The sequence below is a fragment of the Novosphingobium sp. genome, assembly GCF_036820275.1.
GTDB lineage: Bacteria > Pseudomonadota > Alphaproteobacteria > Sphingomonadales > Sphingomonadaceae > Novosphingobium.
The window spans coordinates 43,656-58,987 of record NZ_DAISLT010000038.1 but is presented as its reverse complement, the minus strand read 5'-3'; the positions used below and the strand labels follow the sequence as shown (position 1 = coordinate 58,987).

The window sequence follows — 15,332 nt, the reverse complement described above, 5'->3', positions numbered from 1 at the left end:
ATGGGAGGTCGGGTGGGGGAGAGGGCCGGTGCCGCTATCCGGCGTTAGCCGGAACGAACAACAAAAAGGCCGTCCTTCGGGGCGGCCTTTTTGTTTTTGGGGCAAGCCGGTTTTGCGTTAGGCTTTCGAAAAATTCGGAGAGCGAAGATGCAAGGCATGGGCACCTCGGACGAAACCTGTCCGTTCGCGTTCAATTTCGACGAGAAGAGCTTCAAGGTCGGCGATATCGTCAGCTACCGGGTGAACGGCAGTCTCGAAGGCTTTCCTTTCGTCGGTACGCTTGTCGAAGTGCATGACGACCATGTCGTGATCGCCGGGGATCCCCAGGAGCCCGAGAAGCGTTATCGCGGCACCCGCGAAAGCCGGCCGCAAGTCGACTATTCCGAGGTCTGACGATTGATTTCGCGCAAGGTGGATGCGGGAAGGGCAGGATAGCCCGCGGATCATCCCGTCGATGCGTTTCGAGCGAAGAGGAGAGCCGATGTCCCATAAAGTCCACGAACTCGCTGCGGAATTTCCGGACGATCTGGAAGTCCTGCATCACCTCAAGGCCACACGCGGCCATTTCGCAGTGCTGGCAGACCGCTATGACGAGGTGAACGGCGCGATCCACCGCATCGAGGCGGCGCTGGAAGCCGCATCGGATGCGCGGCTGGAGGATCTCAAGAAGGAGCGGCTCTGCCTGCTCGACCAGCTCGGCCGAATGATCCGCGATGCGGGGGCGGTAGGCGCCTGATCGGGGAGGGTAGTCTCACGCTTCGTCATGGCATCGCTGCGCTCGCAATGACGAAGAGATGGGAGGCTGTGCGCCCTCAGAACTGGTCGGCGGCATCCATGAGCGAGGTCAGCTTCTTCGGCGCGATCGCGCGCCACGAACGGGCCAGCCATGCTCCGATCGCGTCCCAGTCGTTTTCGCCGAGATCCAGGCGGATGCCGATCCAGCCGTCGCCGAAATAGGCGGGGCGGAAGTAGCGCTCCTCGTCCTGTTCGATCAGCATGGCCTGCTCATCCGCGCCGCTGATCTTCACGAGCAGGGCGGTGCGGCCGTCGGCATGGTGGTTCGAAGTGAAATAGGCGAACTTCTTGCCCTTGATCACGCCGAAGCAAGGCATGCCGTGGCTTTCGACCTCGTCGGCCTCGGGCAAGGCCATGGCGCGTTCGCGCACGCGTTCCAGCAGCCACTCCGGACTCGATTCGCGCACGACGAGCGCGGCAAGGCAGCGGGAATAGAGCTGATGCTCGGCGATCAGCACCCGCGCGGCAAGCGCTTCGGCGGTATCGCCGGGCACGATGGCGACCGGAACCTGACCGAGGATCGGACCTTCGTCGAGTTCGGGAATGACGAGGTGAACGCTGACACCGCCGTGGCTGTCGCCTGCGTCGATCGCGCGCTGGTGGGTATGGAGGCCGGTGTACTTCGGCAGAAGCGAAGGGTGGATGTTGACCATCCGGCCTTCCCAGCCCCGCACGAAGCCTTCGGTCAGGATGCGCATGTAGCCCGCGAGTGCGACCCATTGCGCGCCGGATTCGCGGATCGCCGCATCCATTGCCGCATCGTGGTCTTCGCGGGAGAAGCCCTTGTGGCTCAGCGCGAACGTCGCCACGCCTTCGGCGGCGGCAAGGGCGAGGCCGCCCGCATCCGGACGGTTGCTGGCGACGAGGACGATCTCATAGGGACAGTCCTCGTCCCGGCTGGCATAGAGCAGGGCGGCCATATTGGTGCCGCTGCCCGAGATCAGGACGGCGACTTTGGCCTTCCCGGAAGCCTTGTCAGGCAAGATGCACCGCTTCCCAGTCCTCGCGGGCAGACCAGACTTCGGCGCTACCCTGCACGGTGCAACCCTTGTCGCCTTCTTCGACGATGCCGATCACGAAGACGGTCTCTCCGGCGGCTTCCAGTTCGGCCTTGAGCGCGGTCACGTCGTCGGCTGGGACCGCGAGCACCATGCCGATGCCGCAGTTGAAGGTGCGGGCCATCTCTGCCGGTTCGATGTTGCCCTGGGCCTGGAGGAAGGCCATCAGGCGCGGCTGCTCCCAGGCACCGGCATCGATGCGGGCATGGAGGCCCTTGGGCAGGACGCGCGGGATGTTTTCCAGCAGCCCGCCGCCGGTGATGTGGGCGAGGGCGTTGATGCGGCCGGACCGGATGAACGGCAGCAGGCTCTTCACGTAGATGCGCGTGGGCGCGATCAGCGCGTCGATCAGCAGCGTGTCCGAATCGAACAGCGCGGGACGGTCGAGCTTCCAGCCCTTGTCCTCGGCGAGGCGGCGGACCAGCGAGTAGCCGTTCGAGTGCACGCCCGAGGAGGCGAGACCCAGCAGCACGTCGCCATCGGCAACCTTGTCGCCGGTCAGCTGCTCGCCGCGCTCCACGGCGCCGACGCAGAAGCCCGCGAGATCGTAGTCGCCCGCGGCATACATGCCCGGCATCTCGGCGGTTTCGCCGCCGATCAGCGCGCAGCCGGAGATCCGGCAACCCTCGGCGATGCCGGCGACGACGCGCTCGGCGACGCCGTTTTCAAGCTTTCCGGTGGCGAAGTAGTCGAGGAAGAAGAGGGGCTCCGCGCCCTGGACGATAAGGTCGTTCACGCACATGGCGACGAGATCGATACCGATCTTGTCGTGGCGGTCATGATCGATGGCCAGCTTGACCTTGGTGCCGACGCCGTCGTTGGCGGCCACCAGCAGCGGGTCCTTGTAGCCCGCCGCGCGCGGATCGAAGAAGCCGCCGAAGCCTCCCAGTTCCGCATCGGCGCCGGGGCGCGCGGTCGATTTGGCGAGCGGGGCGATGGCCTTCACCAGCGCGTTGCCGGCGGCGATGGAGACGCCGGCCTGCTCGTAGGAATAGCTCTGCGGGGTGTTATCGTCGGACATTGCGCGCGCATAGTGTGCAAACGCGCCGCTGTCACGCCCGAGCATGGCTTTCGGCAGGGATATTTCCGGCAATTCGGGCGGAAAAATTTATCGCGGATCGCCGTGTCCACGCTGTTCCGCCGATTTCGCCTGTGTGTTCTTTGTCAACTGAGCGCGGGGACTTGGATTACGGCTTGGTTTTCCGGATCGGTTTGGGCAAAAGGCCACACGGTTTGATGATGGCTCTGACATTTTCCCCCAAAATCCGGCGTGTGGCCGGCAGTGCTCCGGCTTCTGCGCGGCGCATGGCGCTCGTCGCCGGTGGCGCGGCGATTCTCGCGCTCGGCGCGGCAGGCGGCTATCGCCTCGTGGCGCAAGTGGAGGGTGATCGCGGCATCGCCCCGCTAGCCAATTCCGAAGATATCCAGGTCAACGGCATCAAGGTCGACGTGACGGCCAAGACCGGCGCCGATGCGCGTCTGGAAGGCTGGAAACAGGCCGAGAAGGAAGCCTGGAAGAAGCTCGGCGGCCCCGACATGCCGGTCGAGGCGATCGATGCGATGGTTTCGTCCGTGGTGATCGGCCAGGAACAGGTCGGCCCGCGCCGCTATATCGCCACGCTGGGTGTCATCTTCAACAAGGCCCGCGCCGGGCAATATGTCGGCGCCGGTGGAGCGACGATCCGTTCGGCGCCGATGCTGGTCCTGCCCGTGCTCTATTCGGGCGGCGTGCAGCAGGTCTTCGAAGTGCGCGGCCCGTGGCAGCGCGCCTGGGCGGAATTCCAGGCCTCGCAAAGCCCGATCGACTATGTGCGTCCGGTGGGCGCGGGCGGCGAATCGCTGATCCTCACGGCAGGCCAGGCTTCGCGCCGCAGCCGCCTGTGGTGGCGCAACGTGCTCAACCAGTTCGATGCCGCCGACGTATTGATCCCCTATGCCCGCCTTGAACGGCAATGGCCGGGCGGTCCGATCCACGCCACGTTCACCGCGCGCTACGGCCCGGACAATACGTTCCTCGGCACGTTTGAGATGGACGCGGGCAGCGAGCAGGAACTTCCGGGCATGCTCGAGAAGGCCGTGCAGCGCATGGACGGGCTCTATCGCGACGCGCTTTCGGGCGGCCAGTTGCGGCCCGATCCCACGCTGACCACCAGCGGCCAGGTGCTCGACCGCGCCTTTGCCGAACTGCGCACCAAGCTCATGCCCAAGGGCGGCGCGCCGATCGAGGCACTGCCGCAGCAGGTCATCGTGCCGAGTTCGACTCCCTCGCCGACGTCCACCGCGCCGGTCGAGACCGTTTCCGTCCAGTTCGCCTCGCCCGATGCGGCGGCTGTCGACGCGGCACTCGCTGCCGTGCGCGGCGTTCCGGGCGTGCGCGGTGCCGCCACCATGAGCCTTGCCGTCGGCGGGACTTCGGTGATGCGCGTGACCGTCGAAGGCGGCAGCGAGCGCCTTGCCTCCGCCTTGCGCGGGCAGGGCTGGAAGGTGACGAGCGGCGGCGGCGCCCTGAGGATCACCCGCTAGGTCCTCCCGGTGATGAAGCAGATCCCACTTCCGCTGTCGGCCGCGAGCGACAGCCCGCCGCGCATTGTCGTCGGCAATGCCAACGCCCACGCGGTGGACGGGCTGCTGGAATCTGCGTCCTGGCCGTTCCACAGCGCGATTCTTTCGGGACCGCCGCGCTCGGGCAAGTCGCTGCTGGCGCGCTGGTTCGTCGAATCCGGCCATGGCGATGTCCTCGACGATGCCGACCGGATGGACGAGGACGCCGTGTTCCATAGCTGGAACCGCGCGCAGGAAAGCCGCCGTCCGCTGCTGATCATCTCCAGCCGCAGACGCGCTGCCGGCGGAGGAGAGACCGAAGGGCGTTGGCAGGTCAAGCTGCCCGACCTCGGCTCGCGCCTCGGCGCCGCGCTGGAGCTGGAAGTCGACGAGCCCGACGAGGAGATGCTGGGCGAGCTTATCGACGTCCACGCCCAGATGCGGGGGCTCTCGCTCGATCCTTCTGCCAGGGAGTACCTTGTACCTCGCTGCGAGCGTAGCCATCTGGGCGTCGAAATGCTGGTCGCCACGATCGACCGCCTCAGCCTGGAGCGCAAGCAGCCGCCGACCCTGGCGATCTGGCGCGAGGCGCTGGTCGAACTTTACGGTTCGGAAGGGCAGGCCGGTCCGGTGGATGGCGATATGGGCGAGGCTGCCGATGGCGATATCGGCGGCGATCCGGAAGCCTCTTGACCTCATGGCTTGCCATGTGGGCCGATTGATGGGAGATTCGTGCGATGTTGGGTGATCTGGTTCGTTATCTGGATTCCGTCGTCGCACGCGATCCTGCGCCGCGTTCGCGATGGGAAGTCCTGCTTTATCCGGGCGTCTGGGCGCTGTTCTTCCACAAGATCGCGCACCGGCTGTTCCGTGCCGACCTGTTCCTCCTGGCCCGCGTGGTGAACCACCTCTCGCGCTTCCTGACCGCGATCGACATTCACCCCGGCGCCACGATCGGCCGCAACTTCTTCATCGACCACGGTTTCACCGTGATCGGCGAGACCGCGCATATCGGCGACAATGTCACGATCTACCAGTGCGTCACGCTCGGCGGTTCGAATCCCACCAACGGCAAGGGCGGCAAGCGTCACCCGACCCTGCTGGACAACGTGATCGTCGGTTCCGGCGCGCAGATCATCGGCCCCGTCACCGTGGGCAAGCGCGCCCGCGTCGGCGCCAGTGCGGTCGTGACCGAGGACGTGCCCGAAGGCGCGACGATGATCGGCGTCAAGGCCCGCTCCACGTTGGTCAAGGCGGAGACGTACGCCAAGGAATTCATGCCCTACGGTACGCCTTGCAAGGAGCCGTGCGAGCCGGTGGGCAGCCAGCGGGTGGACGAACTGGAAGAACAGGTCGCAGCCCTGCGCGCCCAGGTCGATACGCTGATGCGCAAGCTCGAAGAAGAAAAGCAGGCCGAGCCGGTCGTAAAGGGCGTCTGACCGGCGGATGTCGGCAGGCAGCCATCCTCTTCCCGGAACCGTCGTCGCATTTCCGGGGCGGTCGCCGCTTCAGATCGGTTTCGACCGGATCGAACTCCAGCGTATTCTCGACCTCTACGGACGCATGGTGGCGGCGGGAATCTGGCGCGACTATGCGATGGACTTCGGCAAGGAGGCGGCCAACTTCTCCGCCTTCCGCCGCGCGGCGGAGCGCCCTCAGGCCCGCATCGAGAAGCGCCCTTCCTTGCGCAGCAAGCAGGGCATGTGGACCCTGTTCGGCGAAGTGGGGCAAGTTCTCAAGCGCGGCCACGAACTCGCCGGCGTGCTGAGCCCGCTGGAGCGCAAGCTGCTGAAAGTCGTTGACGACTGACGCACTCCTGTCACGCGAAAGCGTGACGAACGCTCATTTCGGACGACTGGGCCTGCGTGATTGCGCGCGTAATCAAGAGCAGGGCTGCTGCCGCAACGATATGAAAAGCGTATCCGGCCAAGTCCAGTGTCGTTATCGGACTGACCCAGTCACCGCGTTTCAGGCTGACGTTCGCGATCATGTTGCCGATGATCCAGCATGCCCACCACAAAATCAGCTTCCGACCGCCTCGCTTCGAAGAGTCTTCCTCGCCTTGATGGCTCGCTTTCCAGAGTTCCTGCATGGCTTGGAACGGTTTGAACCAGAATGCGAAGGGCACGAAATACCACCCAACGGCCAAGTTGGGCTTGAACGTCAGGTTTTGGACGCCTGCTGCGAACAGGTTGGCGTGAGCGCGATGCACCCATAAACAGACGGCAACGATACTGGCTACAAAGAGTATGGCATAGAGGCCTCCAGACACGCCTGCTGCCAGCACCAACGGTTGGTTTCCGTTCTGGTCCAGCCCCTGTCCGATCACTGTTCCCCAAAGGAATAGTGCCGCTGTCGTACAGGCGAGGTAGAGTCCGAGCATGATGCGTAAGCCCGTTTCCCTCTTGCGCAGCGAGGCAAGTCCCCGCTCTAAATCGCCACCGTTCATGGAATTTCCCCCCGCTCAGTCTGAGGATCGATGCTGTATCGGCCATCGGGAGGAGGTCAATCGGCTTCCTGAAGCTTAATCAGGCGATTTCATAAGCAAAGACAGGGCGTGGTGGGCCTGCTCCATGCCGGTTTCCAGCACGACATCTCCCGCCCGGTCGCGGATCTGCGGCCAGGCTGCGGCGAAGCCTTCCACGGTCAGGTCGTTATTTTCCAGCAACACGCCGTCGTTCATGGTGATGAAGGCGCTCTGGCACACGCCGCCGCCGGCGCCGACTATCGCGTCGTTGGGGGCATCCCGTGAGACGAGGAACAGCGCCGCCGGAACGACGGCTTCGGGGCGGAAGGCGTTGTAGGCATCGTCGGGGAAGATGTCTGCCGTCATCCGCGTTCCCGCCGTGGGCGCCAGCGAATTGACGCGGATGTCGTATTTGGCGCCTTCCATGCGCAAGGTGCGGGCGAGGCCGAGCACGCCGAGTTTTGCCGCGCCGTAGTTGGCCTGGCCGAAATTGCCGCCGAGGCCGCTGGAACTCGTCGTCATCAGCACGCGGCCGTAGTTCTGCTCGCGCATGATCTCCCACACGGCCTTGGTCGCATAGGCGCTGCCGAGCAGGTTGACGCGCACCACCCGCTCGAAATCGGCCATGTCCATCTTCGCGAAGGTCCGGTCACGCAGGATACCGGCGTTGTTGATGAGGACATGGATGCCGCCCCAGGCCTCGCAGGCCCGGGCTGCCATCGCTTCCATCTGTGCGAAATCGGAAACGTCGCCGCTGTCCGCCATGGCCTCGCCCCCGGCGGCGCGGATTTCTTCCACGACGGCCAGCGCGGTGTCGGAGTGTCCGCTGCCGTCCCGTGCGGCACCGATATCGTTGACCACCACTTTCGCGCCGCGGCGCGCCAGTTCCAGCGCATAGGCGCGGCCGAGGCCGTGTCCGGCGCCGGTAACGACGGCGACTTGTCCGGCGAATGAGATCTTTTCCTGCATGGGCAAGGAAATGGCAGGTTGCGGCGGGCGCTTCAATCACGAGTTCGTGGGGCGGCGCGCTTCCTGTGATTCTCAAACCTTGCCCCCGCGCGCCTCCGGGGCCATAGGCGGCGAAACGAATCTGCGCCCTTAGCGAAAGGCCCTGAGATGAAAGTCCGCGTCCACGTCAGCCTCAAGCCTGGTGTCCTCGACCCGCAGGGCCGGGCGATCCATCACTCGCTCGAAGGCCTGGGCTTCTCGGGCGTCAACGACGTGCGTGCCGGCCGTCTCTTCGAACTCGACGTCGCCGAAACGGTCAGCGACGAAGCGATCGACGACATGTGCAAGAAGCTGCTCGCCAACATGGTGATCGAGAACTACCGCATCGAGAAGGTCGCCTGATGGCTTTCCGCTCCGCTGTCGTCACGTTCCCGGGCTCCAACTGCGACCGCGATCTGGCGGTGGCGCTGGAAAAGGTCTCGGGCACCGAGTGCATCCGCGTCTGGCACGGCGATGCCGAACTGCCGGACAACCTCGACTTCATCGGCCTGCCCGGCGGGTTCTCCTATGGCGACTACTTGCGCTGCGGCGCGATCGCATCGCGCTCGCCGGTCATGCAGGCGGTGATCGAGGCGGCAAACCGCGGCGTGCCGGTGTTCGGCGTCTGCAACGGCTTCCAGGTGCTCACCGAAAGCGGCCTGCTGCCGGGCGCCCTGCTGCGCAATTCCGGCATCCGCTTCGTCTGCCGCGAGGTTTCGCTGAAGGTGGAGAACGCCCAGTCGCTGTTCACCTCGGGCTACGAGAGCGGGCAGCATATCCGCATCCCGGTGGCGCACCATGACGGCAATTACCACGCCGACGAGGAAACGCTGGACCGCCTCGAAGGCGAGGGCCGCGTGGCCTTCCGCTATGCCGAGGACGTCAACGGCTCGGCGCGCCAGATCGCGGGCGTGCTGAATGCGGCGGGCAATGTGCTGGGCATGATGCCGCACCCCGAGCGCGCCATCGAGAATACCCACGGCGGCACCGACGGCCGCGCGCTGTTCGAAAGCGCCATTCGCGGGCTGGTCGGGGCCTGAAACCCGTCATGGGACGGCGGTGCCGCTGCGCCGCCGTCCTCCGGCGTCAGGCTTTCGCCTTGCTGCCGACGCCCTTCAGATAGGCTTCCATACCCCGGATATAGTCGGGGTTGAGCATCAGCGCGCTGTTGGCCATGCGCTCGACGTGGCGGGCACTGTCGCGGCCGACTTCGGCGCAGAGTTCGATGGCGACTTTCGCTGCGCCCATCTGCTCCGGGTTCTGCTTGGTCAGATGGCGGCAGAATTCCATGACGTCCGCCTCGAACGTCTCGTCCTCATAGACCTGATGAACCAGCCCCATGGTCAGGGCCATGTCGGCCGGAGCGGGTTTGTTCGCCATGATCAGCCAGCGCGCCCAGTGCGGGCCGCAGATGCGGGTAAGGCGCGAGACCCCGCCGGAGGCCGGCAGCACGCCGAACAGGCCCTCCGGGAAGGCATAGGCCGCGCTTCTGGCGGCAAGGCGGAAATCGCACGAGAGGCTCATCTCCAGCCCGCCGCCCACGCACATGGCGTGGTGCGCGACGACGAAGGGCTTTTCGATATGCTCGATCTCGTCCCAGAGCTGCTGCATGTTGTTGAGATTGAGCCGGTGGTTCTCCCGAATGCCGCGCGCGCTGCCGCCGGTGGAGGCGGGCGAGACGATATTCTGATTGCCGCCCCGCAAGTCCGCGCCGGAGCTGAAATAGCGCCCGGCGGAGCGGATCAGCATGACCTTCAGTTCCGGCGTCTCGCGAAACCGCAGGACGGCGTCCGTCAGCAGGTCCATCATCTGGCGACTGATGGCGTTGAGCTTGTCGGGCCGATTGAGCGTGGCGATCAGGATGCCGTCCACGTCCTCGGTGAGCAGGTGCGGTGCTTCTTCGGTCATCGTGTTCGCCCCTTCAATTGCGAGACCGCGGCAGGCCGAGGCCCTTTTCGGCGATCATCGAACGGTGCACCTGACTGGTCCCGCCGTAAATGGTCGTCCCGTGAGCGTGGCGATAGGCGAGGTTGAGTGCATTGGCCGCGCCCTTGCGCTTGGACAGCGAATAGGGCGCCGTCAGGTCCAGCAGGTCGCGCGAATCGGTAATGAACAGTTCGGACGAGAACATCTTCGCCATCGGACCATAGGCACCGTTGCCCTTGCCATGAACCTGTGTCCAGTTGGCGCGATAGGCGATGAGTTCGGAGGCGAGCACATTGGCGTAAGTACGCGCCAGTCGTGTCTGGGCTTTCGCGGTATCGATCAGCCTGCCGCCGCCGGTCACGGGAATTTCCTCGCAAAGTTCGACCGCGTTCTCCAGCATCGCGCGCTGCACTTTGGCAAAGCCGCCGCCGTGTTCGAGTTCGAGGCTGGCCGCCATGGTCCGGCCGCCCGCATTGATCTCGCCCAGGCGCCAAGTGTCTGGAATGCGGACGTTGTCGTAGAAGGTGATGTTGGTGCGCTCGTCCATGAAAGTGTGGACGCCCTGCACGGTGACGCCCTCGGCCTTCAGCGGCACGATGAACATCGTCAGGCCCTTGTGCTTGGGCGCGTCCGGATCGGTGCGGCAGAGCATGAGGACATAGTCGGTGAGGTTGGCGCCGCTGGTCCACATCTTGGTGCCGTCGATCCGCCACGAACCGTCCTCAAGCCGGGTGGCCTTGCACTGCGCGGCGAAGACGTCCGATCCGCAGCCCGGCTCCGAATAGCCGAGCGAGCAGATCGCCTCGCCCGCCATGACCCTGGAGAGCACGTCGCGCTTCAGGTCCTCGGTGCCGAAGCGATACATGATGAGGGCCACCATCTGGGCGACGTTCGCGACCGGGTTGCTCCAGCCTTCCTCCTCGAAGGCGGAGCGGGCGCCGGTGACGGCATAAGGACTGAGACCACGCCCGCCGACATCCTTCGGAAGCTGGAGATAGGCAAGGTTCGCCTCGACCAGTTGCTTGTGGATGACCGGATTGTGGCCTTCCCAGGAGAAGTGGAACTTCTCGCGCTGCTCGTCGGTGACGTTGCTGGCGAAGAACGCGTGAATTTCCTGCTGGATCGCACGGGCATCCTCGCCGAGGTCGAACTCGACCGGCACTTCGCCGACATCGGGAAGTGCGGCCTTCTCTCCCGCGTAAAGGCGGCGGCCCGCCTCGGCCAGCCAGTCTTCCGGATCGCCCGCCACCAACGGCCATGCCTTGGCGCGCAGATTGTAGAGGTGGACGTCATGCTCGGTGGTAAGGCCGATGCCGCCGAAGGTCTGCACGGCGTGGCGAACTGTGCGTCCGGCGGCACCGGCGGCATACCATGCCGAAAGCGAGACCTGCGCACCGGCGGCGGCATCGCCATCGGCGATCGAGCGCATGGCCTGCCAAGCGAGGAACTTTGCGGAATCGATCTCGCAGATCAGGTCCGCCATCGGATGCGACAGCGCCTGGAACGTCCCGATGAACACCCCGAAGGCCTTGCGTTCGCCGGCATATTCCGCGGCCATCGTCAGCGCGGCACGGCTGAGGCCGGACAGCGCCAGTGCCATCAGGATCTTCCATTCCTCAAGCCCGGCGGCGAAAGTCGCAAGCGCATCGTCGCCGCTGCCCAGCACAATCGCGGGCAGCGCGGCGAGATCGAGCTGCGCGATCGCCGTGGCGGCGAGGGTCGGTTCGGCGATCCGCGCTTCGGCGGGAACCGGGATCAGCACCACATCGCCGCCCTTGCGCGCGACCACGGCCTCGGCAACCGATCCGCCCGCGACCCACTGGCTGGGGAACTCCGCCAGATCCTGCATGGCGATCGTAACCACCGCCTCGCCGCCGATGGCATTGGCCAGCAGGTCTTGCTGACCGCCCAGCAGCCCCAGCAGGCGCGTCGCCACCAGCGTTTCGGCAAGCGGTCCGGAGGCGAGCGTGCGACCGGCTTCCTCCATCAGCACGCCGGCGTCGAACAGGCCAAGGCCCATGCCGTCCGCCTCCTCGGGAACACGCATGGCAAAGGCGCCCAGTTCGGCGAGGCCGGTCCACAGGGCAGGGTCGAAACCGCCGGTTTCCTGAGCTGAGCGCACGCGTTCCATGCTCGAATGTTCATCGAGGAAGCGCGCGAAAGTGTCGCGCATCATGGACTGCTCGTCGGTGAGGTCGAAGTTCATGTTTCAGGCTTTCCCCGGGGCTTTTCTTGTGACGTTTCCCTGTTCCTCATCATACCTCGCCCGGCCGTTCAATCGGCTGCCTCACGCAATCGCAGGCGCGATAGCGTCATGTCCCGATCGGTGATGTCTCGGGCTCGCCGGGGCGATACTTTCGCGGGCAAGCACTCCATGTCCTTGCTGGCGGCTGGGCGGCGACCGACAATCCTCCGGAACCGCGAATGGCGTCCGGAGAGGAAAACCATGCCGAAGTACAAGCTTATCGCCCTCACGACCCCGCAATCGGGGCGCGAGGAGGATTATCATCGCTGGTATGACAACCATCATCTGCCCGAACTCGTGAACAAGTTCGGCATGACCGGCGCTCAGCGTTTTGAACTGGTGGCAAAGCTCATCGGCAACGACAGCAATCCCTATCTCGCCATCTACGATATCGAGACCGACGACCCGATGGCGCTGCTCGGCAGGATCGGCCAGGCGACGGCAGCCGGTGAACTCACGCAGAGCGATGCCCAGGACATGGCCACTTGCTATACCGCGTTGTTCACCGAGCGGGGCGAGCGGGTCGTTCCGGAGGCATGAGCCGATCTCCCGCTCTCCCGGCCAGGGAGAGCGGGATCTTTAGATTCCATTGAAGCGCGGCGAGCGCTTTTCCCGCAGGGCTGCGATGCCTTCGAGATGGTCGGCACTGCGGACGGAGACGCTTTCATAGGCGATCCCGGCATCCATGAGCGCCGTTGCCAGGCGCTTGAGTTCAAGGTTGGTAAGCACCTTGGTCGCGCGGATCGCGATTGTCGCGCCCGCCAGCAGTCTGGCGCAGAAGGCATCGACCCGCGCATCGAGTTCCTCGACCGGCACGCAATGGTTGATGAGACCGATCTCCGCCGCCTTGCTCGCTGTCAGCAGTTCGCCGGTCAGGAGGTATTCCTTGGCGCGGGTGAGGCCGATGCGCTGCGCCCAGATCACCGCGCCACCATCCCCGGCCACGAGACCGAGCGCAACATGGGGATCGCCGATCTTCGCCCCTTCCGCCGCGAAGATCACGTCGCAGAGCAGGGCCAGTGTCGCACCGAGACCCACGGCATGGCCGTTCATCCGGCAGACCACCGGCTTGTCGATATCGAGCAGGGTCGAGACGATGCGCTTAGCGACGCGGGCCTCGTGGTCGAAGAGGTGGGGGTTCCGGGCATTGTGCTCGATGTGGTCGAGATCGCCTCCTGCGGAGAAGGCGCGGCCGGCCCCGGTCAGCACGATCACGTCCGACGCGGCGTCGTTCTGGGCGAACCACAGGGCTTCGGCAAGGTCGTCGTGAAGCTGGAGATTGACCGCGTTCATCGCATCGGGGCGGTTCAGCGTGATCCGCAGCAGGCGACCCTCGCATGTCATGGCGATCGTGGCCAGGTTTGGCAGAGGCGGAATTTCGCTCATTTTCGGCAAGTCTCCCGGTGTTTCCTCCGGTCATAGGCGCGGCGCGGCCCGCAGGGCAGGGCGAATTGCACAGGGCGCTCACCTTTCGCCGGGGCGAAACCTTTGGCCTTGCAAGGCTTGTTCGGGGCCGGCGCCTTGCCAAGCCCGGGCAAGTCCGTTCTATCTTGCTGAACGCCTGAACGGCACCAGCTGCGAGCCGATATCGCAGGTCAGGGAAGAGGAAGCGGAAAATGGCGCAGTTCGACGAGAGCTTCGACTGGGTGGTCGTCGGCAGCGGGGCGGGGTCGATGGCTTCGGCCTTGCTGATGAAGCAAGCGGGCAAGTCGGTGCTCATCTTGGAAAAGGCGCCTTGGATCGGCGGGACCACGGCCAAGTCGGGGGGTGTCATGTGGATCCCCGGCAACCGCTTCATGGACCCCGGCGAGGATAGCTTCGAGCAGGCCTGCCAATATCTCGACGCGGTTGTTCCCGATGGAGAAGACAGCCCCGGAACCAGCCCCGAACGCCGCCGGACTTACGCGCGCGAAGCGCCGAAGATGCTCGATTTCATCGTTTCGCAGGGCGTCGCGATGGAGCGGGGCTCGCGCTTCTGGCCGGACTATTATGACGAGCGCCCGGGCGGCGTGAAGACCAGCCGTACCGTTACCGCCGTTCCTTTCGACAAGAACCAGTTGGGCAAGGATTGGGCCGGGAAGCTGCGGCAGGGCTTCGCGGAAGTGCCGGTCAGGCTGGATGACGGCATGAAGCTGCCCTTTGCCAAGCATTCGTGGGCCATCAAGAAGATCCTGCTCAAGACCGCCGTGAAGATCGTGGCGGGGAAGCTGACAGGCAAGCACTGGGTCACGGCGGGGGCCGCCTTGCAGGGCCGCATGCTCAAGGCCGTTCTCGACAGGAACGCGGCGGAAATCCGCACGGATAGCCCGGTCAGCGAAACGATCGTCGAGGACGGACGGGCCGTCGGCGTGGTTACCGTCCGCGACGGCAAGCCCTGGCGCGTCGGCGCGCGGCTGGGCGTGCTGATGAACGCAGGCGGTTTTTCGCAGAACCAGGCCATGCGCGACAGGTACATGCCCGGAACGCGCGCGGCGTGGTCGAACGGGATCGAGAGCGATACCGGCGACATGCATCTCGAACTCGAACGCCACGGTGCGGTTCTGGCGCAGATGGACCAGATGGTCGGCTTCCAGATGTCGGAAGCACCCGGCTGGGACACCGATTACGTCAAGCCCGGCACCCAGGGCACGACCGGCAAGCCGCATGCGATCCAGGTCGATCAGACTGGCGTCCGCTACATGAACGAGGGCGGCTCCTACGAGGAATTCTGCGAGAACATGCTGGTGCGCAACCGCACCCATCCGGCCATTCCGAGCTGGGCGATCATGGACCGGCGGTACATGGACGAATATGCCGTGGCCGGAAAAGGCAAGGCGAAGAAGAACATGGCCAAGTGGCTGGCCTCGGGCTGGATGCGCGAGGCGGAAAGCCTGGAAGCGCTGGCGCGGCAGATTGCAGTGCCCGAAGCGGCGCTCGCGGCAACGGTGGAGCGATGGAACGGGTTCGTGCGCGGCGGCCGCGACGAGGACTTTCATCGCGGGGAGCGGGCCTACGACAACTGGCTGGGAGACCCGTTCTTCAAGGACGGTCCCAACGCCTGCATGGGGACGATCGAGGAGGGACCCTTCTATGCGATCCCCATCGTGCCGGGCGATGTCGGCACTTATGGCGGCGTCGTCTGCGACAGCGATTCCCGCGTGCTCCGGTCCGACGGAACGCCGATCGAGGGGCTTTACGCCTGCGGCGTCAGCACGGCTTCACCGATGGGGCGCGTCTATCCCGGCGCGGGGGCAAGCGTGGGGCCGTCGATGACCTTCGGCTGGATCGCCGCGAAACATGCGGCGGGGCTAGGAAATCAGGTCTGAACCTGCGG

Annotated in this window: 17 protein-coding genes; 10 read left to right on the top strand and 7 right to left on the bottom strand. The window is 65.2% G+C overall.

Annotation, left to right across the window (positions count from 1 at the left end; genetic code table 11):
- Window positions 1–147 precede the first annotated feature (147 nt).
- Entirely contained in the window at window positions 148–393 is a 246-nt protein-coding gene (locus tag V7066_RS22860) for a hypothetical protein (protein WP_334185265.1), read from the top strand.
- 88 nt (window positions 394–481) lie between these two features.
- Window positions 482–736, top strand: a complete 255-nt coding sequence (locus V7066_RS22855) for a YdcH family protein (RefSeq protein ID WP_334185264.1) — start codon at window positions 482–484, stop codon at window positions 734–736.
- A gap of 76 nt (window positions 737–812) precedes the next feature.
- On the opposite strand, the gene purN is transcribed toward V7066_RS22855, so the two are convergent.
- The gene (gene purN / locus V7066_RS22850; protein WP_334185263.1) at window positions 813–1,778 is read right to left on the bottom strand and encodes a phosphoribosylglycinamide formyltransferase; all 966 of its coding nucleotides are present in this window, start codon (window positions 1,776–1,778) and stop codon (window positions 813–815) included.
- Window positions 1,771–2,874, bottom strand: coding sequence for a phosphoribosylformylglycinamidine cyclo-ligase (gene purM / locus V7066_RS22845; protein WP_334185262.1), 1,104 nt, complete (start codon window positions 2,872–2,874; stop codon window positions 1,771–1,773). Before purM ends, purN begins: the two co-directional genes overlap by 8 nt.
- Before the next feature lie 218 nt (window positions 2,875–3,092).
- Here purM and V7066_RS22840 point away from each other — a divergent pair, with 218 nt between their 5' ends.
- The 4 genes from V7066_RS22840 to V7066_RS22825 are packed head-to-tail and all read left to right on the top strand — an operon-like array spanning window position 3,093 to window position 6,203.
- Complete coding sequence (locus tag V7066_RS22840) at window positions 3,093–4,376, top strand: heavy-metal-associated domain-containing protein (protein WP_334185266.1); 1,284 nt, start codon at window positions 3,093–3,095, stop codon at window positions 4,374–4,376.
- Window positions 4,377–4,388: 12 nt separating this feature from the next.
- Complete coding sequence (locus tag V7066_RS22835; protein ID WP_334185261.1) at window positions 4,389–5,087, top strand: ATPase; 699 nt, start codon at window positions 4,389–4,391, stop codon at window positions 5,085–5,087.
- Between the two features lie 44 nt (window positions 5,088–5,131).
- Window positions 5,132–5,833: a serine O-acetyltransferase EpsC gene (gene epsC / locus V7066_RS22830; protein ID WP_334185260.1), complete on the top strand. Its 702-nt coding sequence runs from the start codon at window positions 5,132–5,134 to the stop codon at window positions 5,831–5,833.
- Window positions 5,834–5,840: 7 nt separating this feature from the next.
- Window positions 5,841–6,203 (top strand): DUF2794 domain-containing protein, encoded by a 363-nt coding sequence (locus V7066_RS22825; RefSeq protein WP_334185259.1) that lies wholly within the window; start codon window positions 5,841–5,843, stop codon window positions 6,201–6,203.
- Window positions 6,204–6,213: 10 nt separating this feature from the next.
- Here the strand turns inward: V7066_RS22825 and V7066_RS22820 are convergent, their stop codons facing one another.
- Both V7066_RS22820 and V7066_RS22815 read right to left on the bottom strand, forming a co-directional pair.
- Window positions 6,214–6,843, bottom strand: a complete 630-nt coding sequence (locus tag V7066_RS22820; RefSeq protein ID WP_334185258.1) for a DUF4328 domain-containing protein — start codon at window positions 6,841–6,843, stop codon at window positions 6,214–6,216.
- A 75-nt stretch (window positions 6,844–6,918) separates the two neighbouring features.
- Window positions 6,919–7,830, bottom strand: a complete 912-nt coding sequence (locus V7066_RS22815; protein ID WP_334185257.1) for an SDR family NAD(P)-dependent oxidoreductase — start codon at window positions 7,828–7,830, stop codon at window positions 6,919–6,921.
- Between the two features lie 147 nt (window positions 7,831–7,977).
- On the opposite strand from V7066_RS22815, the gene purS reads away from it, so the two are divergent.
- Together purS and purQ are read left to right on the top strand one after the other, a co-directional pair.
- Entirely contained in the window at window positions 7,978–8,211 is a 234-nt protein-coding gene (purS, locus tag V7066_RS22810; RefSeq protein ID WP_147215211.1) for a phosphoribosylformylglycinamidine synthase subunit PurS, read from the top strand.
- Window positions 8,211–8,888: a phosphoribosylformylglycinamidine synthase subunit PurQ gene (gene purQ / locus V7066_RS22805; RefSeq protein ID WP_334185256.1), complete on the top strand. Its 678-nt coding sequence runs from the start codon at window positions 8,211–8,213 to the stop codon at window positions 8,886–8,888. Before purS ends, purQ begins: the two co-directional genes overlap by 1 nt.
- A gap of 46 nt (window positions 8,889–8,934) precedes the next feature.
- On the opposite strand, the gene V7066_RS22800 is transcribed toward purQ, so the two are convergent.
- Window positions 8,935–9,756 (bottom strand): enoyl-CoA hydratase/isomerase family protein, encoded by an 822-nt coding sequence (locus V7066_RS22800; RefSeq protein WP_334185255.1) that lies wholly within the window; start codon window positions 9,754–9,756, stop codon window positions 8,935–8,937.
- Between the two features lie 13 nt (window positions 9,757–9,769).
- The gene (locus tag V7066_RS22795; protein ID WP_334185254.1) at window positions 9,770–11,980 is read right to left on the bottom strand and encodes an acyl-CoA dehydrogenase family protein; all 2,211 of its coding nucleotides are present in this window, start codon (window positions 11,978–11,980) and stop codon (window positions 9,770–9,772) included.
- Between the two features lie 240 nt (window positions 11,981–12,220).
- On the opposite strand from V7066_RS22795, the gene V7066_RS22790 reads away from it, so the two are divergent.
- Window positions 12,221–12,559, top strand: a complete 339-nt coding sequence (locus tag V7066_RS22790; RefSeq protein WP_334185253.1) for a hypothetical protein — start codon at window positions 12,221–12,223, stop codon at window positions 12,557–12,559.
- 39 nt (window positions 12,560–12,598) lie between these two features.
- Here the strand turns inward: V7066_RS22790 and V7066_RS22785 are convergent, their stop codons facing one another.
- A complete protein-coding gene (locus V7066_RS22785; RefSeq protein WP_334185252.1) occupies window positions 12,599–13,405 on the bottom strand; it encodes an enoyl-CoA hydratase/isomerase family protein in 807 nt (268 codons plus the stop codon).
- 230 nt (window positions 13,406–13,635) lie between these two features.
- Here V7066_RS22785 and V7066_RS22780 point away from each other — a divergent pair, with 230 nt between their 5' ends.
- Window positions 13,636–15,324 (top strand): FAD-binding protein, encoded by a 1,689-nt coding sequence (locus V7066_RS22780; protein WP_334185251.1) that lies wholly within the window; start codon window positions 13,636–13,638, stop codon window positions 15,322–15,324.
- The last annotated feature ends 8 nt before the right edge of the window (window positions 15,325–15,332 follow it).